At 68.9% G+C, this 25932-nt stretch carries 24 protein-coding genes; 14 read left to right on the top strand and 10 right to left on the bottom strand.

Annotation, left to right across the window (positions count from 1 at the left end; all coding sequences use genetic code 11):
• Nucleotides 1–76 precede the first annotated feature (76 nt).
• From FVF75_RS06745 to gdhA, 5 genes are all read left to right on the top strand, one after another.
• The gene (locus FVF75_RS06745) at nucleotides 77–556 is read left to right on the top strand and encodes a hemerythrin domain-containing protein (RefSeq protein ID WP_148377171.1); all 480 of its coding nucleotides are present in this window, start codon (nucleotides 77–79) and stop codon (nucleotides 554–556) included.
• A gap of 35 nt (nucleotides 557–591) precedes the next feature.
• Nucleotides 592–933, top strand: a complete 342-nt coding sequence (locus FVF75_RS06750) for a carboxymuconolactone decarboxylase family protein (protein WP_148377172.1) — start codon at nucleotides 592–594, stop codon at nucleotides 931–933.
• The gene (locus tag FVF75_RS06755) at nucleotides 930–1298 is read left to right on the top strand and encodes a DUF488 domain-containing protein (protein WP_148377173.1); all 369 of its coding nucleotides are present in this window, start codon (nucleotides 930–932) and stop codon (nucleotides 1296–1298) included. Before FVF75_RS06750 ends, FVF75_RS06755 begins: the two co-directional genes overlap by 4 nt.
• Before the next feature lie 17 nt (nucleotides 1299–1315).
• Nucleotides 1316–2008, top strand: coding sequence for a 5-formyltetrahydrofolate cyclo-ligase (locus FVF75_RS06760; protein ID WP_148377174.1), 693 nt, complete (start codon nucleotides 1316–1318; stop codon nucleotides 2006–2008).
• Between the two features lie 227 nt (nucleotides 2009–2235).
• On the top strand, nucleotides 2236–3585 hold the full coding sequence (gene gdhA, locus FVF75_RS06765; RefSeq protein ID WP_148377175.1) for an NADP-specific glutamate dehydrogenase: 1350 nt from the start codon (nucleotides 2236–2238) through the stop codon (nucleotides 3583–3585).
• Between the two features lie 3 nt (nucleotides 3586–3588).
• Here the strand turns inward: gdhA and FVF75_RS06770 are convergent, their stop codons facing one another.
• The gene (locus FVF75_RS06770) at nucleotides 3589–3999 is read right to left on the bottom strand and encodes an Rrf2 family transcriptional regulator (RefSeq protein ID WP_148377176.1); all 411 of its coding nucleotides are present in this window, start codon (nucleotides 3997–3999) and stop codon (nucleotides 3589–3591) included.
• A 96-nt stretch (nucleotides 4000–4095) separates the two neighbouring features.
• Between FVF75_RS06770 and FVF75_RS06775 the strand changes: the two genes are divergently transcribed.
• The 4 genes from FVF75_RS06775 (at nucleotide 4096) to FVF75_RS06790 (ending at nucleotide 7838) form a co-directional block, all read left to right on the top strand.
• Complete coding sequence (locus FVF75_RS06775) at nucleotides 4096–4563, top strand: group III truncated hemoglobin (protein WP_246138018.1); 468 nt, start codon at nucleotides 4096–4098, stop codon at nucleotides 4561–4563.
• A 77-nt stretch (nucleotides 4564–4640) separates the two neighbouring features.
• Nucleotides 4641–5846, top strand: a complete 1206-nt coding sequence (locus FVF75_RS06780; protein WP_148377177.1) for an NnrS family protein — start codon at nucleotides 4641–4643, stop codon at nucleotides 5844–5846.
• 243 nt (nucleotides 5847–6089) lie between these two features.
• A complete protein-coding gene (locus tag FVF75_RS06785; RefSeq protein WP_148377178.1) occupies nucleotides 6090–6779 on the top strand; it encodes a sugar transferase in 690 nt (229 codons plus the stop codon).
• Between the two features lie 12 nt (nucleotides 6780–6791).
• Nucleotides 6792–7838, top strand: a complete 1047-nt coding sequence (locus tag FVF75_RS06790) for a glycosyltransferase family 2 protein (protein WP_217353169.1) — start codon at nucleotides 6792–6794, stop codon at nucleotides 7836–7838.
• On the opposite strand, the gene FVF75_RS06795 is transcribed toward FVF75_RS06790, so the two are convergent.
• Nucleotides 7828–9063 carry a glycosyltransferase family 4 protein gene (locus FVF75_RS06795; protein ID WP_148377179.1) on the bottom strand — a complete coding sequence of 412 codons (1236 nt, stop codon included), beginning with the start codon at nucleotides 9061–9063 and terminating at the stop codon, nucleotides 7828–7830. The two genes, FVF75_RS06790 and FVF75_RS06795, sit on opposite strands and share 11 nt — an antisense overlap.
• A 156-nt stretch (nucleotides 9064–9219) precedes the next feature.
• Complete coding sequence (locus FVF75_RS06800; protein ID WP_148377180.1) at nucleotides 9220–10869, bottom strand: hypothetical protein; 1650 nt, start codon at nucleotides 10867–10869, stop codon at nucleotides 9220–9222.
• Between the two features lie 111 nt (nucleotides 10870–10980).
• On the opposite strand from FVF75_RS06800, the gene FVF75_RS06805 reads away from it, so the two are divergent.
• From FVF75_RS06805 to FVF75_RS06815, 3 genes are all read left to right on the top strand, one after another.
• Nucleotides 10981–12366 carry an O-antigen ligase family protein gene (locus tag FVF75_RS06805; protein WP_148377181.1) on the top strand — a complete coding sequence of 462 codons (1386 nt, stop codon included), beginning with the start codon at nucleotides 10981–10983 and terminating at the stop codon, nucleotides 12364–12366.
• Nucleotides 12367–12791: 425 nt separating this feature from the next.
• A complete protein-coding gene (locus FVF75_RS06810) occupies nucleotides 12792–14882 on the top strand; it encodes a GumC family protein (RefSeq protein WP_148377182.1) in 2091 nt (696 codons plus the stop codon).
• Nucleotides 14866–16095 carry a glycosyltransferase gene (locus FVF75_RS06815; protein WP_246138019.1) on the top strand — a complete coding sequence of 410 codons (1230 nt, stop codon included), beginning with the start codon at nucleotides 14866–14868 and terminating at the stop codon, nucleotides 16093–16095. Before FVF75_RS06810 ends, FVF75_RS06815 begins: the two co-directional genes overlap by 17 nt.
• 7 nt (nucleotides 16096–16102) lie before the next feature.
• Here the strand turns inward: FVF75_RS06815 and FVF75_RS06820 are convergent, their stop codons facing one another.
• Entirely contained in the window at nucleotides 16103–16873 is a 771-nt protein-coding gene (locus tag FVF75_RS06820) for a glycosyltransferase family 25 protein (RefSeq protein ID WP_187392997.1), read from the bottom strand.
• Between the two features lie 203 nt (nucleotides 16874–17076).
• Between FVF75_RS06820 and FVF75_RS06825 the strand changes: the two genes are divergently transcribed.
• Nucleotides 17077–18492 carry an oligosaccharide flippase family protein gene (locus tag FVF75_RS06825; RefSeq protein ID WP_148377184.1) on the top strand — a complete coding sequence of 472 codons (1416 nt, stop codon included), beginning with the start codon at nucleotides 17077–17079 and terminating at the stop codon, nucleotides 18490–18492.
• Here FVF75_RS06825 and FVF75_RS06830 read toward each other — a convergent pair.
• Complete coding sequence (locus FVF75_RS06830; RefSeq protein ID WP_187392998.1) at nucleotides 18457–20007, bottom strand: glucosamine inositolphosphorylceramide transferase family protein; 1551 nt, start codon at nucleotides 20005–20007, stop codon at nucleotides 18457–18459. The genes FVF75_RS06825 and FVF75_RS06830 overlap by 36 nt on opposite strands.
• Before the next feature lie 374 nt (nucleotides 20008–20381).
• Between FVF75_RS06830 and FVF75_RS06835 the strand changes: the two genes are divergently transcribed.
• The gene (locus tag FVF75_RS06835) at nucleotides 20382–20600 is read left to right on the top strand and encodes a hypothetical protein (RefSeq protein WP_148377186.1); all 219 of its coding nucleotides are present in this window, start codon (nucleotides 20382–20384) and stop codon (nucleotides 20598–20600) included.
• Nucleotides 20601–20609: 9 nt separating this feature from the next.
• Here FVF75_RS06835 and FVF75_RS06840 read toward each other — a convergent pair whose 3' ends face one another.
• From FVF75_RS06840 to FVF75_RS06860, 5 genes are read right to left on the bottom strand one after another with little or no spacing between them, the layout of a single operon-like run.
• Nucleotides 20610–21620, bottom strand: coding sequence for an Ldh family oxidoreductase (locus FVF75_RS06840; RefSeq protein ID WP_187392999.1), 1011 nt, complete (start codon nucleotides 21618–21620; stop codon nucleotides 20610–20612).
• Entirely contained in the window at nucleotides 21610–22827 is a 1218-nt protein-coding gene (locus tag FVF75_RS06845; RefSeq protein WP_148377188.1) for a carboxylate--amine ligase, read from the bottom strand. Before FVF75_RS06845 ends, FVF75_RS06840 begins: the two co-directional genes overlap by 11 nt.
• The gene (locus tag FVF75_RS06850; protein WP_148377189.1) at nucleotides 22824–23939 is read right to left on the bottom strand and encodes a cyanophycin synthetase; all 1116 of its coding nucleotides are present in this window, start codon (nucleotides 23937–23939) and stop codon (nucleotides 22824–22826) included. The genes FVF75_RS06845 and FVF75_RS06850 overlap by 4 nt, the downstream gene beginning before the upstream one ends.
• Nucleotides 23932–24714: an RraA family protein gene (locus tag FVF75_RS06855; protein ID WP_187393000.1), complete on the bottom strand. Its 783-nt coding sequence runs from the start codon at nucleotides 24712–24714 to the stop codon at nucleotides 23932–23934. Before FVF75_RS06855 ends, FVF75_RS06850 begins: the two co-directional genes overlap by 8 nt.
• Nucleotides 24715–24761: 47 nt before the next feature.
• Nucleotides 24762–25835 carry a GNAT family N-acetyltransferase gene (locus tag FVF75_RS06860; RefSeq protein ID WP_148377191.1) on the bottom strand — a complete coding sequence of 358 codons (1074 nt, stop codon included), beginning with the start codon at nucleotides 25833–25835 and terminating at the stop codon, nucleotides 24762–24764.
• Between the last annotated feature and the right edge of the window lie 97 nt (nucleotides 25836–25932).

Raw genomic sequence — 25932 nt, forward strand, 5'->3', positions numbered from 1 at the left:
TATACGACCTAACCTCGCGCAAGTCCCGCGCCCGGCCGTGCCGGGCCGAGGATCGACGCAATCGAGGACAGAAGCAATGACCACGCCGCAACCGCCTGCCGACCCCGCCGAAATGACCACCTTCATCGAGACGCAGTATCACGCCGCCCACCGCGCCCAACTGCCGGAACTGGCCGAGTTGTCGGCCAAGGTCGAGCGCGTCCATGCCGGCGCGCCGGGGGTGCCCGCCGGGCTGGCCGAGGTGCTCGGCCACATGATCGGCGCGCTCGAGGTGCATATGAAGAAAGAGGAGCTGATCCTGTTTCCCGCGATCCGCAAGGGCGGGATGCCGGGGATCGAGAACCCGATCGCGGTGATGCGCGCCGACCATGACGACCACGAAGAAGAGGTCTCCCGCATCCGCGCGCTGACCGACGACCTGACCCTGCCCGAGGGCGCCTGCCGGAGCTGGACGGAACTCTACCGGGGTCTGGAGCATTTCCTGAACGAACTGGATGCGCATATCCGGCTGGAAAACGACGTGCTGTTTCCGCAATTCGAACCGGCGAGCGCCTGACCGGCCGGGGCATCCGCAACCCGAAAGGAGCCCCGATGACCGACATATCCATGCCAAGGGCCACCCGCGCCCATGCCGAGAAACGCCGCGCGCTGGCCCCCGGCCCGGACGAGGCGTTCCGCGCCTTCTCGAAGGCGGTGTTCGAGCCGGGCGCGCTGGATGCCCGCACCAAGCAGCTGATCGCGGTGGCGGTGGCACATGTCACGCAATGCCCGTGGTGCATCGAGGGGCACGTGAAGGCCGCCCGGCGCGAAGGCGCCAGCGGCGAGGCGATCATGGAGGCGATCTGGGTGGCCGCCGAAATGCGGGCGGGCGCGTCCTTCGCCCATTCCGTCAAGGCGCTCGACCTGATCGAGACCGGGGAGGGCACGTCATGAGCGGCAAGATACATCTGTGCCGCGCCTATGACCTGCGCGACGGGGCCAAGGCGCCGGGCGCGCATCTGCTGGTCGATCGGATCTGGCCGCGCGGCGTAGCCAAGGAGGATCTGGACCTGGACGACTGGCTGAAGGACATCGCGCCTTCGGACGACCTGCGCAAATGGTTCGACCACGACCCCGACAAGTGGGATGAGTTCCAGAAACGCTATCGCGCCGAGTTGGACGATGCCTCGGACGCGGTCGAGGAGGCGCTGAAATGGGTGCGCAAGGGGGCGGTCACGCTGATCTATGGCGCCAAGGACGACGAGCACAATCAGGCGGTTGTGCTGCGTGATTATCTCGGGGAAAAACGCGATGCGTGACGCGGAAAGGCCGCAAGATGAGCGATGACGACACCCCGCGCGGCTATGCCTCGCCGCCCTGCCTGGCGCATGAGATCGACCCGACCTATTTCGACCCGCTCGCGGTAGACCCCGAACAGGCCCGCGACGTGGCCCGCTGGCGCAAGGCCGAGCGGGTGCGCCTGCTGGACCAGCGCGCGGGCCTGTCGGTGGCGGCGCGCAAGGCTGCGGGCGAGGCGATTGCCGACCGGCTCGACAGCTTCCTGGCCGAGCGGGTCGGCAGCCTGGCCGGGCTGACGATTTCCGCCTGGTGGCCGATCAAGGCCGAGATCGACCTGCGGCACTGGCTGGCCGGACTGGCGGACCGCGGGGCGCGGGCTGCGCTGCCGCTGGTGGCGGTCAAGGCGCAGCCGCTGGTGTTTCGCGAATGGACGCCCGCGACCCGGATGGAACGCGGTTTCTGGAATATCCCGGTGCCTGCCGAGGGGGACGAGATCATCCCCGATATCACCCTGTCGCCGGTGGTGGGCTGGGATGCTGAATGTTTCCGGCTGGGCTATGGCGGCGGCTATTTCGACCGGACGCTGGCCGCGATCCGGCCCGCGCCGCTGGCCATCGGCGTCGGGCTGGAGGCGGCACGGATCGCCACCATCTATCCGCAGCCGCATGACATCCCGATGCAGGCGGTGGTGACGGAAACCGGCATCCACAATCCGGCCGAAAGCGCGTGAAAACGGAGCCCGAACCGCGACTTATTTCCGCAGTTGCGAAGAATCTTGCGTTTCGTGCTTGAAAACCGCCGCGCGGCGGTATTTTCATGCGCGCATAACCCAAACAAGTGATGACTTGCCCGGGCGCCCCGTGTCGGGTCCGCGCGACCACGCCGCCCGACCGGGCCTGACTGCCGCCCGGCTCGACGGATTTCAACGACACAGAAAAACCGAGACGAGAGAGACAGATGAACGCGATTGATGAAAAGCTGCAACCGATCCTCAGCACCGTGCTGCACCGCAACGCCGGCGAGACCGAGTTCCACCAGGCCGTGCAGGAGGTTCTGGAGAGCCTCGGGCGGGTGATCTCGAAACACCCCGAATATGCCGAGGAGGCGCTGATCGAACGGATCTGCGAACCCGAACGCCAGATCATCTTCCGGGTGCCCTGGGTCGATGACAACAACGATGTGCAGATCAACCGCGGCTTTCGTGTGCAATTCAACTCGGCGCTCGGTCCCTACAAGGGCGGCCTGCGGTTTCACCCCTCGGTGAATGTGGGGATCATCAAGTTCCTGGGCTTCGAGCAGACCTTCAAGAACGCGCTGACGGGCATGCCCATCGGCGGCGGCAAGGGCGGGTCCGACTTCAACCCGCGCGGCCGGTCGGACCGCGAGATCATGCGTTTCTGCCAGTCGTTCATGGTCGAGTTGCACCGCCATGTCGGCGAATACACCGACGTTCCGGCGGGCGATATCGGCGTCGGCGGGCGCGAGATCGGCTATATGTTCGGCATGTACAAACGTCTGACCAATCGCTACGAGGCCGGCGTTCTGACCGGCAAGGGCCTGTCCTACGGCGGTTCGCGCGCGCGCACCGAGGCGACGGGCTTCGGCACCGTCTATTTCGTGGAGCGCATGCTGGCCACAACCGGCACCAGCTTTGAGGGCAAGCGCTGTGTCGTGTCGGGGTCGGGCAACGTCGCGATCTATGCGATGCAGAAGGTGATGTCGTTTGGCGGCACCGTGGTGGCGTGCTCGGACTCGGATGGCTACATCGTCGACGAGAACGGTATCGACCTCGCGCTGGTCAAGGAGATCAAGGAGGTCCGGCGCGGGCGCATCAGCGAATACGCCGAGCTCAAGGGCGACGGGGTGCATTACGTCAAGGGCGGCTCGATCTGGGACGTGCCGTGCGAGGTCGCGCTGCCCTGCGCCACCCAGAACGAGCTGACCGGAGCCGACGCGAAAACGCTGGTCGAGAACGGCGTGATCGCGGTGGGCGAGGGGGCCAACATGCCCTCGACCCCCGACGCGGTGCATGTCTTTCAGAAGGCCAAGGTGCTGTTCGCGCCGGGCAAGGCCGCGAACGCCGGGGGCGTTGCGACCTCGGCGCTCGAGATGCAGCAGAACGCCAGCCGCGACAGCTGGTCCTTTGCCAAGACCGAGGAGCGCCTGGCGCAGATCATCCACAGCATCCACGACGCCTGCGCCGAGACCGCGGATGAATATGGCGCACCGGGCGATTACGTGCTGGGCGCCAACATCACCGGCTTCGTGCGCGTCGCCGAGGCGATGCGGGCGCTGGGCGTGGTCTGAGGGTCAGGCCGGGGCGGGCAGGGCCACGTCGGCCAGCGTCGCGCTGTCGAGGTGGGCAAGAAACGCCGCCTCGGCCCCGCGCAGCCGCGCCTTGAGCCGGCAATGGCCGTCGATGGAACAGGCGGCGCGGCCGGGGGCGAAGCATTCGACCAGCGACTGGCCCTCTTCCAGCGTGCGGATCACCTGGCCCAGCCGGATCTGATCGGCGGGCCGGGTCAGCCGCGCGCCGCCACCGCCGCCGCGGCGCGTCTCGACGATGTCGGCCCGCGCAAGGCTTTGCATGATCTTGGTCAGGTGGTTGCGCGACAGCCCGAATTCCTCGGCCAGTTCGGCGGTTGAAAAGGCCCGCTCCGGCGCGCTGGCCATGCGCATCAGCATCCTGAGGCCGTAGTCGGTGAACGAGGTGAGGCGCATCCGGGCCACATCCTTGGTGTTTTTTGAATAGGTATTTACAATGCCTATTAACAGGATTACATCGCATTGCAAGCCCCATGACTTGAGGAACAGGCGATGCCGGTCAACCAGAAAGAGCATCCGACGCTGAATTCCGCCCGCCCCGCGATGACCGCGGCGCTGATGGAACGCACCGGGCTTGACGACGGGCGGCTGACCACGCTCGTGCATGCATTCTATGGCAAGATCCGCAAGGATGCCGTGCTTGGCCCGATCTTCGACGAACGCATCGCCGACTGGGAACCGCACCTGGCGCGGATGGTCGAATTCTGGTCCTCGGTCGCCCTGATGACCGGGCGCTATCACGGCGCGCCGGTGCCCAAACACGTCGGCCTGCCCGTCGACTGGTCGCATTTCGAGCGCTGGCTTGCGCTGTTTCGCGAAACCGCGCATGAGACCTGCACCCCCGAGGGCGCGGCGCATGTGATCGAGCGGGCCGAACGCATCGCGCGCTCGCTCAACATCGCCGTGACCGACGCCGCCGAGGCCGCCGCCAACCCCCATGCCGTGCCGCGCCTGGGGTGATGCCCGAACCCATGCCCAACCCGACACACGCCAACCCGGTCTGAGCCGGGCGGGCGACAGAGCCTGAGAGAGACGACATGAGCACAACCGCCCAACAGATGCGCGACTGGCGTGGCCCGGCCATCCTGACCTTCGGGTTCCGCCCGTTTTTCCTGGGCGCGGCGGTCTGGGCCGCCATCGCGATGGTGCTGTGGCTGATGATGCTGACAGGGCTGGGCGACCTTCCCATCCGGCTCGACCCGGTGGCCTGGCATTCGCACGAGTTTCTCTATGGCTATGTGATCGCGGTGATCGCCGGGTTCCTGATGACGGCGGTGCCGAACTGGACCGGGCGCCTGCCCATCGTGGGTTGGCCGCTTTTGGTGATCGTGCTGTTGTGGCTGGCCGGGCGGGTCGCGGTCGGCATCTCGGACTGGCTGCCGCCGCTGGTGGTGGCGCTGGTCGACCTGTCGATGCCGGTGGTGCTGACGCTGGTGATCGGGCGCGAGATCGTGACCGGCAAGAACTGGCGCAACCTGATGCCGCTGGCGATGCTGGCGGTGTTCACGCTGGGCAACGCTGTGTTTCACCTCGAGGCGGCGCAGGGCGCGGCGGCGGCGCAAGGCTATGGTTTGCGGATCGGGTTGGGGGCGGCGATCGCGCTGATCGGGCTGATCGGCGGGCGCATCGTGCCGTCGTTCACCCGCAACTGGCTGGTCCGGCGCGAACCGGGGCGGCTGCCGATCCCGCCGATGCAGCGGTTCGACAAGCTGGCGCTGGCGGCGCTGGTGGCGGCGGTGCTGCTGTGGGTGGCGCTGCCCGAGGCGCGGCTGACGGCGGTGGCGCTGATCGTGGCGGGGCTGATGCACGCCGTGCGGCTGACGCGCTGGGCGGGCGAGCGCACGCTGGCCGAGCCGCTGCTGTGGATCCTGCACCTAGCCTATGCCTTCGTGCCGCTGGGCGCACTGGCGCTGGGCGCCGAGATCCTCTGGCCCGGCGTGTTCGGATCGGCGGCGGCGCAGCATCTGTGGATGGCCGGCGCGCTGGGGCTGATGACGCTGGCGGTGATGACGCGCGCGACGCTGGGGCACACCGGCCAGACGCTGACCGCGGGGCCGGGCACGGTGGCGATCTATGTCCTGCTGCTGATCTCGGTGCTGGCGCGGCTGGCGGCGGGCATCTGGATCGGGGCTGCGGACATGTTGCACCATATCTCGGGGACCGGCTGGATCGGGGCGTTCGGCGGTTTCGCGCTGATCTATGGCCCGCTGGTGCTGCGGCACCGCGTCGCGAAAAAGGCCTGACGATTCGCGCGGCCAGCGCCGCGCGCGGCATTCAGGCACTCACCTGGAACAACCCTGAGGCGCGTGGTGTATCCGCCCCGGCAACACTGTGCCGCGCCCGGCGTCAACGTCTTTGGATCGTCAACGTAAACAGTCTGTTTCCTCTGTGACCGGCCTGAAATGTGGCAAACCTGTGGCAATGTTCGGGCGAAAACCCGACATCATGCGGGGCTGCCGAGGCAGACGACACACGGAGGACAGCAGATGGCCTATGACGCCGGAACCGAGCGGCCGGGATTTCTGGCCGCGTGGCGCGAGGCTGCGCGCGGCCGCGGCCTGCTTGAGATCCCGCTTGGCAAGTGGCTGTTCGACAAGGCGTTCGCCGCGCTGGCGCTGATGGCGCTGGCACCGACGATGGGGCTGATCGCGCTAATCCTCAAGCTGCGCGATCCGGGGCCGGTGCTGTTCGCCCATACCCGGATCGGCAAGGATGGCAGGCGGTTCAAATGCTACAAGTTCCGCACCATGCGCGCCGACGGCGACGCCCGGCTGGCCTGGGTTTTCGCCATCGACCCGATTGCGCGCGCCGACTGGCAGGCCGCCCAGAAGCTCGAGCGCGACCCGCGCGTGCATCCGTTCGGCGGCTTTCTGCGGCGCACCAGCCTCGATGAACTGCCGCAATTCTGGAACGTGCTGAAGGGCGACATGTCGATCGTCGGGCCGCGCCCGATCGTCGATGACGAGATCGAGAAATACGGCCGCCATTTCGCCGACTACTGCGCCGTGCGCCCGGGCATCACCGGCGCCTGGCAGGTCGGCGGGCGCACCGATACGGATTACGAGGCGCGCGTCGCGCTGGATGTGGACTACGTCCGCACCGCGCGGTTCCGCGACGACCTCTCGATCGTGTTCAGGACGGTTGGCGTGGTGCTGAAACAACGTGGCGCATATTAGGTTGATCATTGCATGCACGACCCCAACAGGCACCCTGATTTGCAGGACAAGCTGAACCGATTGCGCCGGCAAAGCTTTGCCCGGCCCGCCGCCGAGGCCGAGATTTCGCTGCCGAGGCCCGCGTCGCGCGACACGCCCAAACGCGCGCCGGGCCGCAGGTTGGTGAATGCCCGCCCGCGCATGGTGGTGGCGATCGCCTCGGCCAACCGCCCCGGCATCCTGCCCGAGACGGTGCGCAGCATCGCCCAGCAGGACCGGCGGCCCGATCTGCTGATCCTCAGCCTCGCCGCGCTCGACGACATCGGCGACCTGGCGCCCGAGCACCTGCCGTTCCCGGTCGAGATCGTGGTCGGGCAAAAGGGCGCCACGCGCCAGCGCAACGGCGCGCTCGACCTGCTTCGGCCCAACGATATCGTGTTGTTTCTGGACGATGATTTCCTGATGGCGCCGGATTACCTCAGCCGCACGCTCGAGGTGTTCGGGGCCGACCCCGAGGTGGTGATGGCCACCGGCACGGTGCTTGCGGACGGGATCGGCGGGCCGGGCTTCGACCACGCCCGCGGCGCGCGGATGCTGGAACGCCTGAACGGCACCCCGGCGCGCGACCGGGTGGTGCCGACCTATGCCGCCTATGGCTGCAACATGGCGTTCCGCGCCAGTGTGGTGCTGGAACGGAACATCAGCTTCGACGAGGCGCTGCCGCTCTACAGCTGGCTTGAGGATGTCGATTTCTCGCGCCGGCTGGCGCCGTTCGGCAAGCTGGTCAAGTCGGGCCGGATGCGCGGCGTTCACCTGGGCACCAAGACCGGGCGCACGCCGGGGGTTTTCCTGGGCTATTCGCAGATCGCCAACCCGGTCTACCTGCTGAAAAAGGGCTCGATCAGCCGCCGCCATGCCTATGAGATGATGGCGCGCAACAGCGCGGCCAACCTGGTGCGGTCGCTCAACCCGCCGCGTTGGGCGGATTATCGCGGGCGGCTCAGGGGGAACCTGCTGGCGCTGCGTGATCTTCTGCGCGGCCGCGTTTCGCCCGAACGGATTCTCGAGCTTACGCCCTGACCCCGGCGCGCACGCGGGCGTATTGCGCCTCGAGCGCGTCGATCCAGCCGTCGGGGCTGTGGCCTAGTGCGACCTCGCCGGAAAAGCCGCGCTCGCTCATGGCGCGGACCTCGTCATCGGGCAGGGAGGTGATGCGTTCAAGCGCCGCCTCGAGGCTGCCGGGGCTGAGAATGTCGAAGCTGAGGCCAAGCCCGGCCTCGACCACTTCGCCCGCCATCAGGGCGGTATCGGAAACCAGAACCGGCAACCCGCTGGCCGCCGCCTCGGCGATCACCAGCGCGAACGGCTCGGGGTGACGCGAGGGCATCACCAGCGCCCGTGCGTCCGCCACATGCGCGCCGATCTGGCCGCTGTCGACCCAGCCGGTGATGCGCATCCGGGGGTAGCGCGCGGCCAGTTCCGCGCGCATCGCCCCGTCGCCCACCAGCGTCAACGCGACGCCGGCATGCGCCGCTGCCGCCGCCAGTTCACCGACACCCTTGTCCGCCTCCAGCCGCCCGACATAGACCACGCCGCGGTTGGCCTCGGCCTCGATCCGGCGGGTGGTGTAGGGCTGCACCGGGTTGCGCAGGGTGGTCATGCCGGCCTCGCAGAACCCGGCCCGCGCCAGGCGCGGCTTCATCGCCGGGTGCAGCACCAGGATGCCGGCCCAGGCCTCGAACGGAGCCATAGCCCGCCACAGCGCCTTTTGCCGCGCCACCCGCCAGAGCTTGTGCAGGAAGCTGCGCTTGTCGCAATTGGTGACGATGCAGGAGGCCGACAGCGGCACGCGGGTGCAGACCTCGTCGCGGCGGTAGTCCATGAACACGCCGTTGGGGCAGGCCAGGAACATGTCATGGGCATGGATCAGCGTGCGCTCGGCGACCGGGGCCAGCGCGGCAAATACCGCCGGAGACAGGATCTGCGACCAGGCGTGGACGTGATAGACGGTGCCGGGCGTGTCGCGCCGGGCCACGAAATCGGCGATCATGCGATGGGCGGCGGCGTTGTGGATGCCGCTGATCGCGGCGCGCCCGCGCGGGGTTTCCAGAAGCGCCCGCTCGCCCAGCGCCACCACCTCGACGCCGAGGCGGGCAAGCTCGGGGCTGTCGCCGGCATCGCCGGTCAGCCAGATCACCTCGTGCCCGCGCGCGACAAGGTCGCGTGCCGCCGTCAGGGCCAGCACCGTGGCCCCGCCGCGCGCCCGGCTCTCGTCGTTCACGATGACTATCCGGCTGTCGGTCATGGGTTCGGGTCCGTCAAAGACTGTCGCGCGGCAAGGTTGGATCTGGACTGTTCGCCGGAGTGAATTGCCCCGAGTTTGCGGCATTTTTCCGGCAAGATCGACAGTGGATTGTGGAAATCGTGCAAGTCGCGGCTCGATCAGGGCATTCGGTGGCGGTCATGGCGCGCGCCGAAGGGTGAAGCGGTAAAGCGCGTCGTCACCGTCCGGTGTCGCGCCGGGGCCGGTGATGATGTCGAGCCTGTCGCCCGCCTCGAGCGCCACGCCGTCGAGCACCAGCACCTCGCGCCCGGTGACATGACGCGCGGCCAGTTCCGCGCCGTTCACCTCGACCGACAGGCGCACACCGTCGCGGCTGCCTGCGGCCGGGTCGAGCATGGCGTCGAGGCTGACCCGCATCGCCTCGGGCGCGGTGAAGCGGTGGACGATCTCGGCCGGGCCAACGGCGTGCATCGAGGGCATCAGGAAGGTGGCGTCCATGCGCAGCATCCCGTCGCCCGCGGTGCCGAGGTAGGGCGTCCAGGGCACGCCGCCCGTCTCTTGCCCGGGGCCGAGGGTGAAGGGGATCACTTCGCCACCGGCGCGCGCGAACCGCTGGAAGCTGTCGCCGTGCTGGCCGGGATAGGCGAACTGGTCGAACGTGTCGGCGATGACGGTCTGCGGACCAAGGCGCACGGTCTCGCCCAGCCGCACATCCGGCCCCTCGGAGGTGATCACAAGCGGCACCTCGCGTGACAGGCGCGGGGCGGCGACGGGCTGGCCGGTAGGGTCGCGCGCGCTCAGCGCCGGGTCGGTCAGCGTGACGGCGCGCGGCGCGCCCCAGATCACCAGCGCGCGGGGGCCGAACTGGCAGGCATAGGTGAAAGGATCGGGCGCGGCATCCTGGGCCGGCAGGCCGGTAAGTCCTTGAAGAAGCTGAAAGGTTCGGCCCACATCGGTAACGCCGCCCGCGGGCGTGACAAGCGGCGCCATGCCGTCGCCGCGCGGGTTGAGCGGATACCAGACCGCCCGCGTCACCCCCGCCAGCGCCATCTGGCAATGGTATTTCACCAGGTAGGCGGGGGCCTCGTCCGGGTCCGGGGTGCCGAACTCGGTGACCTCCAGCGCCATCGCCTCATACCCCGGGATCTCACGCAGAAGGGCGACCTGGCGGCGGAACTGCTCGGGCGGGGTGGTGTAGGGGTGCAGCGCAAGGCTGTCCACATGGGCGGGCGCGCCCGCGTCGGACAGCGCCGCGAACCACGCCAGCGGCATCGCCAGCGCCGCGCCGCCGATGATGCGCAGATCGGGGTTTGCGGCCTTCACCGCCTCATGGGTGGCGGCCAGAAGCGTGGTGTAGAGGCGCGCGCGCCCGGCCAGCCCGGCCTCGCGCATCGGGCCGGAGGTGAAGTCGTCGGAGTTCATCTCGTTGCCGACCTCGACCGAGGTGATGGCCGGGAACCGGGCGGCCAGACGCGCGGCATAGCGGGCGAAGGCGGCGACCGCGTCGGGCGAGGTCGGCGTCACGCCGCCGTCGATATCCGGGTGGCCGTTGTTGACGATCACCGATAGCGCGATGCCGCGCGCGGGCAAAAGCGCCGGGTAGCGGTTGATCGGCCAGTCAAAACGGTCCTGCCCGTCGCGCGTGACGTGTTTCCAGAACACCTCGTCGCGCAGATCGGTGACGCCAAGCGCCACCGCCGCGTCAAGCAGGTCCGGCGCCCAAGTCTGGCCAAAGCTCGACGCGGCGGCAAGTCGGGGCGCGCGCAGGTCTTCGGCGGCGGCCGCGGTGGCCAGCACGAGGCCGGCAAGCGAAAGAAGGCGGGACACGATCATCCGTCCGACCCTGCCCCAGCGGCGTGCGCCCGGCAAGCGGCCTTCACAGGCGCGCGCGATTGGTGCAGGTAGGGGCGGACCCGACACCAGAGGCCCGCGCCCGGCATGGAATTCGTCCCTTCGAGCCTTCTTGCACTTGCCGCCATCGTGGCGCTGGCAACGCTCGGCCCGCGCCGGGGGGCCTGGGCGTTCTTCGCGCTGCTTCCGTTCGGCGCGGCGGCGGCCTTCAACCTGCCGGCGCTTGGCGGGGCGACCATCGGGGTGGCGGACCTGGCGGCGGTGGTGGTGTTCGGGCTGGTCCTTTTGCGGCGCGGCGCGGGGGCCAGCGTGATCGGCACGCTCAGGCCGTGGCAGCCGGGGTTCCTGTTGACGCTGGTGATGATCGTGGCCGCGTTCTCGGCGATCTTCCTGCCGCGCATCTTTGCCGGCGAGACCGAGGTGTTCGGCATCGCGCGCACCGCCCAGGGCACCGGCATCGTGCGCTATCCGCTCGGCCCCTCGACCGGCAACATCACGCAGCTTTTCAGGCTGGGGCTGGATTTCTGCGTCTTTGTCGGGCTGGCGACCGCGTTCCGGCGGGTGTCGGACACCGGCCCGGCGCTGACCGCGCTGATCGTGGCGACGCTGGTGCATGTCGCGCTGGGCTGGATCGACGTGGCCACCTTCGCGACCGGCACCGCGCAGATCCTCGACCCGATCCGCACCGCGAACTACTCGATGCACATCACCGACACGATGGCCGGGATCAAGCGCATGGTCGGCGGCTTTCCCGAAGCGTCGAGCTTTGGCTACTTCTCGCTCGGGCTGTTCGGGTTCTGGCTGCAATACTGGATCTCGACGCCGGGCTCGCGCGCCGCGCCGTGGATGCTGGTGCTGTCCACCGTTGCGGTGCTGCGCTCGACCTCGTCGGCGGCCTACCTGGCGCTGGCGGTGTTCGTGGTGGTGTTCGCGCTCTACACGGTGTTTCGCAACCTGCGCCCCGAGGCCGAACGCCGGTCGGTGGTGCTGACGGCGGGGGGCGCGATGCTGCTTATGGCCACGCTGGTTGCGGCGGTGGCGAGTTACCAGCTGGTCGAGCCCGTGACCACCTTCCTCGACCGGGCGCTGTTTCAGAAACTCGCGACCGATAGCGGCGTCGAGCGGCTGAGCTGGAACACCCAGGCGCTGATCAATTTCCGCGACACCTGGGGGCTTGGGGCGGGGCTGGGGGCGGTGCGTGCCTCGAACTGGGTGATCGCCTGTCTGGGCAGCATCGGCGTGGTGGGAACCGGGCTGTTCATCGCGTTCCTCGCCTCGGTCGCGGCGGCGCCGTCGGGGCCGCGCCACGATCCGCGCGCCGGGGTGATCCGGGGGCTGAAGGCGGGGTGCCTGGCGATGATGTCGGCGGCGATCCTGACCCATTCGACCCCCGATCTGGGCCTGTTCTTCTTCGCGCTCGCGGGTGTCGCGACCGGGCTTTCTCGCGCTCTGGTTTTAGAATCGGTTAACTGACTCGCCTGCCACTGCAGGGCCACGACCTTGCCACAATGTTGCCGGGTTTGGGCCAGTCCGCCCGCCTGTTTCGCATTGTTGCCAGCCCGGCGCCACAATCCTGCCCAATTCCGCCAAACCCTTGACTTGCCAACAGATCGGGGCGGAGATGCCCGTGGGGGACGACTGTTTTTCGCCCGAAGGGGGGCGATGTGTGGGTTTGTAAGGTGGCAGGGGCGTCGGCCTGAAAGGCCGGCGTTGACGAGCGAGGGGAGTGGCCCGGGCGCGATGAGTGGCGCGCCCGGACCCATCCATGACCCAAGCCAGCCAGGGCGGGGCCGATCGTGCCCTTGCGCCTTCTCTGCCGGTGTCCGGTCCCGTTGCATCCCTCCCATTGTTTCGGGCACGAGGAGTAGGGTTTGACAACGCTCGACGTTCAATCGCCGATGACGAAACGCGCCACGGCGCGGCTGGAAGATGCCGACCGGGTCGATGTGCGCGGTCTGCTCGGCGCGCTGGCCGGGCGGCACCTGTTCATCGGCGCGATTGCCATCGGCACCGCGGCGCTGCTCTACGTCGTCACCGGGCTTCTGCCCTCGACCTGGTCGGCGGATGCCAAGGTGATGCTGGATGCGCGCCACGTCTCGGTGGTGCCGTCCGAAGAGGTGATGCAGAGCCTCGATCTGTCCGAGCCGGTGATCCTGTCGGAAATGGCGGTGATGCGTTCGAACATCCTGATCGGCAACCTGATCGACAAGATCGGGGTCGAGCTGCTGGAAACCGCGCTGTTCGACGGGCCGCGGCCCGAGGACACGATGGAAAGCCGGATGTCGAGCCTGACCTGGGCGATCCGGCGCGACCTGAACGTGCGCCGCGAGGGCGAGAGCTATGTCGTGGCGATCGACTTCAAGGGCCGCGACCCCGGGCTGGTCGCCGCCATCGCCAACGGCATCGCCGACACCTACCTCGAGATGCAGCTTGCCAACCGGCGAGAAAGCGTGCGCCAGGCGACGACCTGGATCGAGGAACAGGTCGAGGATGCGCGCATCGCGGTCGAGCGCGCCGAGGCGGCGGTCGCGGCCTACAAGACCGAGCGTCTGGCGCGCGACGGCGGCAGCGTCGAGACCGCCAACCAGCAGCTTGCCAACCTGACCGGCCAGCTTGTCACCGCGCGCGCCGAGCGGGTGGCGGCGGAGGCCGAGTTCGACCAGCTCAAGACGATCCTGGTCGAACAGGGTGCGGCCGGGCTGGCCAAGGCGGTGACCTCGCCGGTGCTGGAGCGACTGGCGCAGGACCGTCTGGACCTGCAGCGCGAGGACGGCGAATGGGCCGGCTCGTTCGGCACCGAACACCCTCAGCGCCAGCGCATCCGGGGCGAGATCGAGCGGGTCGAGGCGCAGTTGGCGACCGAGGCGCAGCGGGTGATCGACCTGCGGCGCAACGCGGTCGACGTGGCGCGGCTGCGCGAGGCGTCGATGGTCGAGGGCATCCATGAACTTGAGAACCGGATCGCCGGCATTTCTGAAAACTCGCTGGGCCTGCGACAGCTCGAACGCGAAGCCTCGGCGGCGCGGCAGAACTACGAGACCCTGCTGGCCCGGTTCTCGGCGGCCAGCGGGCAGGACCGGCTGCAACGCCCCGACGCGCGCATCATCGAGCGCGCGACCTACCCCGAAGTGCCCTCGGCGCCGCGCCCAAAGCTGATGGCGGCATTCGGGCTGATGCTGGGCGGCACTGTCGGTATCGGGCTGGCGCTGTTCTTCGAGATGACCCGCACCACGTTCCGCACGCGGCGCGAGATCGAGGCCGAAACCGGCGTCAAGGTGCTGGCGACCCTGCCGAAAGTCGTGGGCAGCAACCTGCAGGAGGTCATCGCCGGGCTGCGCTGGAACCCCAACAGCATGTTCGGGGAACGCATCCGGCAGTTGCGCACCTTCCTCTTGATGCAGGGGCGGGGCGGCGGCAATCGCGTGATCCTCGTCACCTCGTCCTATCCCGACGAAGGCAAGTCGATGACCGCGATGGCGCTGGCAGAAATGGCGGCGCTGGCCGGCAAATCGGTGCTTCTGGTCGATGCCGATCTGCGCCGGTCGCGGCTGGCACGGGATTTCGGCTGGGCGCCGGAATACGACCTGGCCGATTTCATCCTCGAACGTGCCGACCTGGCCGAGTCGATCATGACCGACGAGGACCTGGGCATCAACGTGCTGGCCGCCGCGCACCCTTGCCCCGAGGCGGCTGACGACCTCGCGACCGACTGGCTCGCCCCGATGATGGACGAGTTGAAGCGGGTCTATGACGTGGTGATCGTCGACTCGCCGCCGCTTCTGAAGGTGTCGGACGGGCTGGTGCTGGCGCAGGTCGCGGACAGCATCGTCTACGTGGTGCGCTGGGACGCGACGCCGCGCGCCGCGGTGGCCGAAGGCCTCGACGCGCTGGCCGGGGTGGGCCGGGGCGTCACCGGGATCGTGCTCAACCAGGTCGACCCGAAAACCGCCGAGAAAGCTTATGGAGAAGGTTATGCAGCACATGCTTGACAGCCGCGCCCTGGTTTCGCTGGACGACCGGCTACGTGGCGACCGGACGCAGGTGCCGGCTCGGGTGCAGCGCGGCCGCGCCAAACCACGGGTTGCGATCATCCATTACTGGCTGGTCGGGATGCGCGGCGGCGAGCGCGTGCTGGAAGCCCTGCTTCGCATGTTCCCCGAGGCCGACATCTTTACCCATGCCTACGACCCGGACGCGGTCAGCCCGCTGATCCGCTCGAAGAACGTGCAGACCACCTCGGTCGGCAAGCTGCCGTTTGCCTCCAAGCTCTACCAGAAATACCTGCCCCTGATGCCGCGCGCGCTGGAGGAGATCGACCTGACCGGCTACGACCTCGTCCTGTCGAGCGAATCCGGCCCGGCAAAGGGGGTCATCGCCCCGCCGGATGCGCCGCATATCTGCTATTGCCACTCGCCGATGCGCTATCTCTGGGACCAGTATCATGTCTACCGCGACGGCGCCGGCATGGTGACCCGCACGATGATGCCCCGCCTGGCCCACAGCCTGCGTCAATGGGATGTCTCCAGCGCCGCGCGGGTGGATCGCTTCGTCGCCAATTCCAACCATGTCGAGGCGCGGATCAACAAATACTGGCGCCGCGAGGCCACCGTGGTGCATCCGCCGGTGGCGGTCGAGGAATTCGCGCCGATCGCGCCGGAGGACCGCGGCGGGTTCTACCTTTGGGTGGGCGAGCTGGCCGCCTACAAGCGCCCGGACCTTGCCATCGAGGCGTTCAACCGCCTGGACAAGCCGCTGTTCGTGATCGGCGGGCCCATCGGGGCCGAGCGCGCGCTGGCCGCCGAGGCGAACGACAACATCCGGTTCCTGGGCAAGCTGCCGTTCGCCAAGCTCAAGGCCTACATGGCCAGTTGCAAGGCGCTGATCTTCCCGGGCGAGGAGGATTTCGGCATCGTTCCGGTCGAGGTCATGGCCTCGGGCCGCCCGGTGATCGCGCTGGGACGGGGCGGGGCGCTGGATACCGTGATCGACCGCCAGACCGGGCTGCTGTTCGACGATCCCAGCGTCGACGGGCTGGTCGCTGCGGTCGAGGCGTTCGAGCGCGAGGGGCTGGAGCATCTGGACCCGCAGGCGCTGGGGCGCCATGCGGCCCAGTTCGACGAAAGCGCCTTTCGGCGCGGCATGGAAAGCGTGCTGCGCGAGCATGGCCTCAGGCTTCCGACCTTGCAGGCGCAAAGCGTCTGACGTGACCCTAGCGCTTGACCGGCCGGATGCGATCGCGCGCCAGCGGCGACAGCCGCCAGGCGAGGTAGGCGCGTTTGGCCAGGAAATCGCGCGCCCGTGCCAGCTTGCGCCGCAGGCCCGGCGTGGCCGGTTCCAGCGCCGCGCCGCTGCGGGCCTCGTTCAGCGTCGAGGCGCCGTGGCGTTCGACCATCGGGAACGGAAACAGCAGGTGATTGTCGAGGCTGTTTTCCCAGAACCGCCCGAACTCGTCGTCGATCGGCCTGACCACCCGGCGCACACGGCTGCGAAACCCCTCTGCGGCGGCGCGCGAAATCAGATAGCCCTGTGCCCCGAACGGGTCGGTCGCGAGATAGAGGATCTGCCGCTCGCCAAAGCGGTAACGCGGCCAGGCGCGGCGCCATTCGCGCGCGAACAGACGCAGAAAGCCGATGCCGCGCGCCTCCAGCCAACCGGCAAGCTCGCCGTAGGGAAAGGCCGGATCAAGCCAGACATCGTCCTCCATCACCAACAGCCACGCAAGCTCCGGGTCGGCGTCGAAGGCGTCCAGTGCGCGCATGTGGCTGCGAAAACAGCCGACCTCGCCCGGCGTCAGCTCGCGTCCGAAGCGGGCGCGTTGTCCGGCGGCATCGTCGGTCAGGTCGCTGGCATCGCCCGGACGGCTGCCGTCGAGAAAGGCCCAGGGCAGGGCGCAGGTCTCAAGATTGGCCCGCACCAACGCCCGCCGCTCGGCGCTGTCGTCAAGGCTGATGACACGAAGTGCGAGGGCCGGGGGCGGCATGGCAGTCTGTCCAGGGTGTTCCACAGCGCCCCGAATAACGTCATTGACGCGCCCTTGCACGGCAAATCCTGCGCCCATCCGGAACAAAAACAGGTTGTTTCACCCGTCGGGCGAAGGCAGCTCCCACGCCCGGTCACGCTTTCGCCGCAGTTCGGCGTCAGACTGCATCCCCGTGCGGGACGGGACGGGAGCAGGCAGAGCCGATGCTGAGAAAGCTGAGCGAACCCTATGTCGTCGGGGTGGCCTCCCGGGTTATCGGGCAGGCCATTTCCTTCGCCGCGGTCGCGGTCGCCTCGCGTTATCTCGACCTCGACGCCTTCGGCACCTATGCGCTGGCCTGGGCGGCGGTGGTGATCGGCAACACCTTCGTGTTCACCGGCTACTACCAGGCGCTGCTGCGCGCGCCGGATTTCGCCCGCGACCGCGATACGGTGTTCTGGCTCAAGGCCGGTGTCGGCGGCACCAGCATGGTCGCGATCCTGCTGGCCGCGCTGATGTTCGGCGGGCTGTCCTCGCCCAGCGGCGCGGCGATGATCGCGCTGGCGCCGATCCCGTTCCTGATCGTCCCGACCGCCTGGTGGGAGGCCCAACTGGTGCGCGCCAAGCGGGTGCGCGCGGCCAGCCTCTACGTGCTGGTGGCCGAGGCGGCGGGGCTGGCGGCGGCGATCTGGCTGCTCACGCAGGGCTGGCAGATCGGGGCGCTGATCGCCTCGCGCTATGTCTCGCTGGCGGTGGGGTTCGTGCTGACGGCGGCGATGGTGCGCAACCTGCCGCGGTTTCGTTTCCGCCGCACCTCGGTGCAGGAGGCGCAAAAGACCGCCGTGCCGCTCTGGGGCACCACCACGGTGCATCTGTTCACCAATTACGGCACCGACATCATCCTCGGCGCCTTCGCCTCGGCGGCGGTGATCGGGGCCTATCGCGGCGGCGCGCGGATCGCGGTGACGGCCTCGGACCTGGTGTTGCAACCGCTGGGCCTGCTGACCTGGTCGCGCTTCACCCGGATCGAGAAGGACCGCGCCGGGCTGGCCGAGTTGCGCGCCGCCTGGATCGCCAGCATGTCCATCGCCGCGGCGATCCTGTGGCCGATGACGGCGACGGTGGCGCTGCTGGCCCCAGCGCTGGTCGTGACCATCCTGGACGAGACCTGGCTGCCGGCGACCGGGGTGGTGGTGATCCTGTCGATCTCGCGCGCCATCGGCTTTCTCGGCGCGCTGCTGGAACCGACGCTGATGACCACCGGGCGCGGACGCCAGCAATTCGCCATCCGGCTTTATGGCGCCGGCACGCTGCTTGTCCTTTTGTTCATCTTTGCGCGCTACGGTGCCGAAGCGGCGGCCTGGACGCATGTGGCAAGCTCGGTGCTCGTCGCGGTCCTGTCGCTGGGGGCGATGATGCGGGCGCTGAAACTGCGGCCGGAGCAACTGGTCGCCACCTTCGTGCCCGGTGTCGGGGCGACGGTCCTGATCTGTGCCGCGATCCTCGGCACCGAAGTGCCGCGCGCAGCCCTTGGAACCGGCGCCGGGCTGCTGGCCAGCCTTGCGGCGGTGGCCGTGGCCTGGCTGGCGGTGATGGTGCTGTTTCTACGGCGCCGGGTGCTGGTTCTGCCCAGGCCGTAACCGGCGCGCGCCGATCTGGCGGCGGCGGATGTCGATCACCACGCGCCCGGCGGCGGCGTCCATGTGGTGACAGCCCATGATGCCGGGTTCGAAATCGGGCCGGATGTGGCGGATGCGGCGCTCGTGAAAGGCGGTGTCGCTGATCTCGGTGATCTCGGTCAGGTTCAGGCCGAAGCCGTAGATGCCGTGCGAATTGTCCTGGGTGGTGCGGAAAAGCCGCCCGTCGCGGGCAAACACCCGCCCGCCGCCGCGCGCACGGGTGGTGTCGATCACCACCGGGTTCAGCGGGTGCGGCGTGACGCTGTTCAGCATCGGGCCGTCGATGGCAAAGAGGTGCAGTTCCGCGCCGAAATCGCCAAAGCTGTCGTGGCAGAGATTGGTCAGAAGCCACCAGCGGCCCTGATGCTCGAACACCACGGTGTCGGAGGCTTGCACCCCGTTGAGTGCGGTCGCGGCCAGTTCCCACCCGGTCGGAAAATCGGTCGCGCGCCAGACCTCGATGCCCGCCCGTGCGCTGGTTTCAGGGATCATCAGGATATCGTCCTGCCAGCGGAACACGAAGGGGTAGGACAGGTGGTCCGGGCTGTCCAGAATGCGGCCCAGGGGGATCAGCGCCGCACCCTCCAGCCGCCCGACCGCGAGGTGCCCAAGCCCGGTGCAGTAGTCGAATTCCTCGTAGAAAAGGAATAGCGCGCCGCCGTGCTCGAACAGGAACGGATCGGCCCAATAGGCATTGCCGGGCGCGATCAGGTCGGTGCCCTGCGCCGGGTCGAAGGTGAGCGGATCGGCGTCGCTCAGACGCAGGAAGAACGCGCCGGGGCGGCGGCCGAGCCGGGCCAAAACTGCGTTCAGGGCGAGCGCCCCCAGCTTGGTCACGCTGCGCCAGAGGTAGCCCGGCAGGTCGCGGCTGGCGAAGGGGCGCGGCGGCGCGGGCGCGTCGACCGTCGCGGGCATCTGCCCGGCGAGATCGAGCCGCGCCAGTTCGCGCAGGATCAACTGCACCGATTTCTCGCGCGCGAAGGCGGCGTTGCGGGTGGCCAGGAACTTGGTGTCGTAGTGGGCGGTTGCGATGGCCACGGGTGGCGCGTCGCCCCGGTGACACCAGAGCGTGACGCTTGTGACCGGCGCCCGGTCGCGCGCCTCGGCCAGCCCGGCGTCGGGGGTCGACACCGACAGGCGCCACACCCCGTGACGCGCCGCGACGGTCAGCGCGGGGGCGGTGTGGGCAAGGTCGATCACCACGTCGAAATGGCCCTGCGCCAGCTGTGCGAACCCGGTCACCGGGGGGATGGTCGCGGGGGCGCTGTCGGGGGCGGGAAAGGCGCGGGCCTCGAGCGCAAGCGCCAGGCGAACGGCGCGCGGCAGGGATGCGGCGGTCTCGGACGCGTGGGTGGGCGCGCGGGTGACGGCGGCAAGCTCGAACCGCGCGTCGTCTGCTATGGCCGCCAAGAGGCGGCGCGCACCGGGGTCCGGGGCGCGGTCGCGATCGAGGATCACGCATAGCCGCAGGGTCATCGCACGCACCTGTCTCGTTTCTGCTCGCCCGTCAGGCTCTAACCCGCAAGTCGGGCATCAATATGACCGGCGAAGCCTCGTTCAGTGTTTCCAGATCCGCAACGATCTCGCTCGGCAAGCCAATGAAATGATTGACTTTTCGTTTCCGCGAATCCCTGCGACATGCGATAATCGCCTCTGGTGGCGTGGAAACTCCTGACCGGATCGACCTTTTCCCGCCGGCCACGCGGTGCTGCAACCGCGCTGCCGGGCGGGCCTGTGAGAAGGGCGATGCCAGACGGTCGGGAGGCAGCCCGTCACCGCGAACCGCTTGACCGGCCGGGGGGCCGAATGTGGCATTCGTGCCATTTCTGAGCGGAGTGGGGGGGAAAGACATGCCGTATCGGTATGATATGGACAGGCATTTCCAGCTTGTCCGGTCAAAGACGCGAACCGGTTCAACCAGTTATGACGGGGGCAGTCCGGCGGGCCGGATCTATCTCGACGCCAGCCCGGGCGGTGCGGGGTCGATCCGTGACGAGACCTCGACGCGGCGGTTCCTGGCCTGGGTCAAGGCGCGCAAACGGGCGCCCGGGCCGCCGGGGCAGAAATAGGCTGAACCGTCAGGCGGGCAAGGGGTCGATGCCGTAGGCCCCGGCCAGATGCCCCAGCGCGGCAAGTGTCGCGGGGGTCAGCCCGATGCCCTGGGCCGCGCTCATCCGCAGGGCCTCTGCCCGGGCCGCGCCGGGCAGACGCACCGCGCCATCGGGGCCGCTGCTGGCCACCATGTCGACCAGTGTTTCCATTCTGGCAACAAAAGCCTCGGGCCCAAGCCAGCGCGCGGGGTCGAGCACCATGAACAGATGCCCGCTGTCCGCCGGTCTCGTGCCGGGCGAATAGAGCGATCCGACCTCGCGCCCGATCCCTGCGCCGGTCAGAACGCCGGCCAGAACCTCGACCATCAGCGCAAGGCCGAAGCCCTTGGCCCCGGCGGCGGGTTTGAGCGCGCCGGTGGCCTCGTCCACCGCGCCCTCGGGCATCTCGCCCCCGGCGCGCTGGGTCGATCCGGCGAGGGACGCGGTCGAGAAATCCACGATCAGCGGATCGGCCGCGCCGCGCGGGGCGGCGAAGGCCAGGGGATTGGTGCCAAGCACCGGGTGCGAGCCGCCGTGGGCCGCGACCTTGGCGTAGGAGTTGGAAAAGGCAAAGGCGATCATCCCCGCCGCCGCCGCGCGGGCCACGAAAAACGCGCCGGTGCCGAAGAAATGGCTGTTCGCCACCCCGACGATCCCCACGCCCTCGGCTCGCGCCAGGCCGACCGCGCGGTCGATGGCCAGCCGCCCGGCGTGCTGGCCGAAACCGCCCGCTGCGTCGAGCCGGGCGAGCGTCGGCGCGATGTCTGAAAACCGCATCGCCGCACCCCCCGCGATGGTGCCGTCGCGCAGCCGCTCCAGCATCGCGGGCAGGCGGTCAAAGCCGTGGTTGTGCCGCCCGGCGGCGTCGTTCCAGATCAGGTTCTCGGTGACCGAGGCCGCCTGGTCCGGCGCGACACCCGCCGCCGCCAGAAGCCGCGAGGCGAACGCCTCCAGCACGGCTGCCGGAAACCGCGGGATGGGCGGGGCTTCAGCGGACACGGGCGCGCAGCCTTCGCCAGTTGGCGACCAGGGAAAAGCGCAGATGCTCGACCGAGGGCATCGGGTCGCGCAGGCTGAGCATCGGGCTGATGGTGGAGCGCCACGGCAGGCTGGCCAGCCAGCCGCGCAGGCTCAGCTTGCATTGCCGCCGCAGTTCCAGAAAGGCGCGGAAATCGCGGACCGGCATCCACAGCCGCATGTCCTGCCGGTAGCCGGTAAAGACCGGCGCGGGCTGGTCGGTGAGGTCGCAATAGGCCACCAGGTCGACCGGCGCGCCGGAGCGCACCAACAGCCGGTGCGCGGCGGTATAGCGGGCGTTGACCTCGATCACCTTGAGCTTGCCGTCGCGGGTGTCGCGCTTGAACTCGATATTGGCCAGCCCGCGCCAGCCGATGCCGCGCAGATAGCGCAGGCCTATCTCGGCGGTTTCGGGCAGCCATTCGGTGACGTGGTAGACGGCGCCGCCGGAATTGGTCGGATAGCGGCGCACGATCCGTTTGGTGTAGTGAAACAGCGGCGTGCCGCGCGCGTCGATATAGGTGTAGTAGCTCGACAACAGGCTGTCCGGGCCCGGGATCATCTCGACCACCGAGATCGCCAGCCCCCGCTCGAGCGCCCGGCGGGCCTTGGCGATGAGGTCATCGAAATCCCGCTCGATGATGAACAGTTTCCGGCCAAAGGCGCGCACGAACAGGTGCGAATGCACTGGCTTGACCATTACCGGAAAGGTGAGTTGTCCGCGCAGCGCCTGGACATCCTCGATGGTTTCGATCGGCCAGAACTGCGGCGCGGGCACGCCAATGTCGGCGGCAAGCTCCAGCGTGCGGCGCTTGTCGAGCATCGCGGCGCGCAAACCGCCGTCGAACCGCTCCAGCCGGAAGCGGGCGCGCAACGCGGGCTCATGGGCGATGACAAAGCTGATCGCGTCGTCGTCCATGGCGCAGATGATATGCCCGTCGAACCGGGTTGGCCCGCCGGACAACAGCAGCGTTTTCCAGTAGTCATGGGTCGCGACCCCGGGCGGGATGCGCAGGGCCTCGGCGCAATCGCGGCTTTCCAGCGCCCAGCAGCCGGGCGCGCCCGCGACCCGGACGGTGATGCCCAGCCGGGAAAAATGGCGCACGATTTCCAGCGAGTTTTCCTCGCCACCCAGCAGCAGGACCGGGCAGGTGGTGTCGATGCCCTCTGCGAGGCGCGCGGTCTTCATAGCAGCATCACTCCGGTGCGGGTCTCGAAGATGTGGTCGAGCGCGAGCCGCGCCACCGGCACGGCATTGGCCGGATCGGCAACCAGGACGTGATGGTGCAGCCCGGGGTTGGCGTTGATTTCGCTGACGAAAATGTCACCGGCGTCCAGCGGGCGGGCGATGTCGGGGGCGATCAGATCGACCCCGGCGGCGCGCACGCCCATGTCCGTGACCAGCCGGCCAAGGCGGTCGACGATGTCGGGATGAACCTCGGCGCGCACGCTGTGGTTTTGCGGGCTGGCGTTCTCGTTGACCACCGCCTTGACGATGATGCGCGCACCCGCCGAAGGCACCGACGATGGCCCGAGGCCGGAGCGTGTCAGCCAGTTGCGCATGTCGGCATCGACCACCAGCGGGCTGAGCGCGGTCGGCGGCGTGCTGGTCAGGCGGTTGTGGTTCTCGGCGGCGACAAGCTGGCGGATGCTGCGGCGCCCGTCGCCGGTCAGTTCCGGCGGGTCGCGGCGCACCGCGTCGATCAGGCGCCCGTCGAGGTAGTAGAGCCGGAAGGAGGCACCGGGGATCTGCGCCTCGATCAGCAGGTCGGGGCCGAACCGCGCGGCCCGCCGGATCGCCTTGCGCAGCGCCGCCCGGGTGGTGATGCCGGTGGTCACGCCGCGCCCGCCGCCGGTGCCCAGGTTGGGCTTGACCACCACCGGCCCGGCGCTTTCGCGCAGAAAGGTCTCGGCGCTGGTCAGGTCGGACTTGTCGAAGGCGCGGTGCGGCGGCACCGGCAGGCCACGCGCGGCGAAAACCCGGTAGCATTCCTGCTTGTCGGTCACCAGCGTCAGCGTGATGGCGTTGTCCAGCATCAGGTCCGAGCCGCGGGTGAAGGTCACCAGCCGCCCCCGCGCGATGCGGTGCAGACCTTGCGAATGATGCGAATGCGTCGCCCCGACCGCCGCCGCCGCCTCGCGCCACAGCCGGTCGTGAAAGGCCGCGCGCAGCGGCTCGAACTGCCGGCGGCGCAGGATGTCGCGCGCATCCGGCAGCCGGTGCAGCTTGCCCAGGCCGGGCAGCGACGACAGCCCCGCCGGCCGGCGCCAGCCAGCGTGAGGAGGGGCAACTTCAGTCATCGAAGATGCAGCCCGCGGCCTCCAGCAGGTCGTCGACCCAGGCGTTGGAGAACTGGCCGCGCTTGACGTTGGCGACATAGGCGGCCTGGCGTTCGCGCCCGGCGGTCAGGCGTTTCAGGATCTCGCCCGCCCAGAGGCGCGGCACCACGGTCACGCCGCTGGGATCGGCGCGGATGATGTCGCCAGGGTTGACCACGATGCCGCCGCAACTGACCGCATGGTTGATCTCGCCCGGCCCGCGGTGCAGCGGGCCGAACGGGGTCACGCCGCGCGCATAGACCGGCATCCCGCATTCGCGCAGCCCCGGCAGATCGCGCACCAGCCCGTCGATCACGAACCCGGCGATGCCCCGGTGGCGGGCCTTGTTGGCGACAAGGTCGCCGATCACCGCCGCGTTCAGGCTGCCGCTGCCATCGACCACGATGACATCACCGGGGCGGGCAACGTCGAGCGCCTTGTGAACCATCAGGTTGTCGCCGGGATAGACCTTGACGGTGCAGGCCGGACCCAGCAGGGGCGCGTCCGAGACGACGTTATGGATGGTCGCACCCATCGTGTAGAGGCGGTTCAGCGCGTCCGAGATATCGGTGGATTCAAAGGCGTCGAACCCGGCGATCAGCGACTCTGGCGGGCGGTCGACCGTGCAGCGCACGCGAAAGCCGGGGCCGGGCGAGATGTCGGACGATTTGGGCTTGTTGGTGGTCTGGGCGGCGCCCAGCATGGTGTCGACCTTGGCGGAACTGGCGGATTGCGCCGGGACGGATTCGGATTTCATCATCTTGCGACCCCTTCTTGTGGTCATTGCATGCGGGCGGGGCCCGGTCAGGTGAGGCGACCTGCGACCAGCAGACGGTCGCCGACCTTGCGAGCGAACTCCGACACCGCCACCGATGCGCCCTGCGTCAGCGGTTTCTGCACCGCCTTGCGCAGCCGCCGGGGCACCCCCAGCGGGCTGAGGCTGCGCTCGACCGAGCCTTCGCAGAGCGCCCGGTGAGCATTGGAGAATTCGGACTTGTAGCGTTGGTCGCCGCGCCCGAAATCAAGCTCGTCGATCCCGGTCGCCTCGGCGTGGCGCAGCGCGTCCATGATCAGCGCGAGCCCGGGCGAATAGCGCCCAAGCTCGGCGTTGTAGGCCGGGAACCACCAATGCCAGGTGCGCGCGTTGCGCATCCCGAAATGCACCGCCGCCAGCGTGTCGCCCGCCCAGAGCGTCGAGGTCATGCCGGCGAAGGCGGGGCTGTCGTGGTTGCGGATGGCTTCGGCTGCCGCACGCGCCCAGGGCCGGTCGAGGATGAAATCCACCCCGATCGCGGCCAGCGCGGCGCGCTTCCAGTCGATCAGCCGGTTCCAGACCTCGGGCGAGGTGTCGTTGGCCACGAACCTGAGCGGCCCGACTTCGCGCGCCAGCTTGCGCGCCCGGCGCTCGACATCGCGGATCGCGCGGGTCTCTGCGCGGCGGCCCGCGTGCCAGGCGTCGAACCCGCCCGACAGGTCGATCAGGGGCGAGGTGGTGCGGCGGAAAGACTGCGCCGCGAAACCGCGTTGCGAGACCGGCATGTGGTTGAAATCATAGGCCTGCGCGCTCGCGGCCCGCAGGATCGCGCCGATCCCGTCACCCGGCCCCGGCACCCCGACGATGCCGTGATAGTCCGAGATCTGCCCGGCCAGTGGCGCAAGGCGGCCAAAGCGCTGGCGGTGAAAGGCGAACAGCCCAGAGACCTCGCCCGCGCCCTGGATCACCGCGATGCGCACGTCCGGGCGCACCTCGCCGATGATGCGGCAGAACTCGGGTGAAAAGAACGGGCTGCGCAGATCGCCGTCGGCGGCCTGGAGCCGGGTCCATGTGGCCACAAGCCCCGCGTCCAGCTCATGCGGTGCGATGATCTCGATGGTCATCGCGGCATGCCCGGGCCGGCACCTTGCCGGGTCAGGCGGGCAAGGCGATTGCAATCGGGAATAGCCCGGCGGTGCACCGGGTCATGGATGACCATTT

It is taken from the genome of Maritimibacter fusiformis, from assembly GCF_008086115.1.
In the GTDB taxonomy this organism is placed as follows: Bacteria; Pseudomonadota; Alphaproteobacteria; order Rhodobacterales; family Rhodobacteraceae; genus Muriiphilus; species Muriiphilus fusiformis.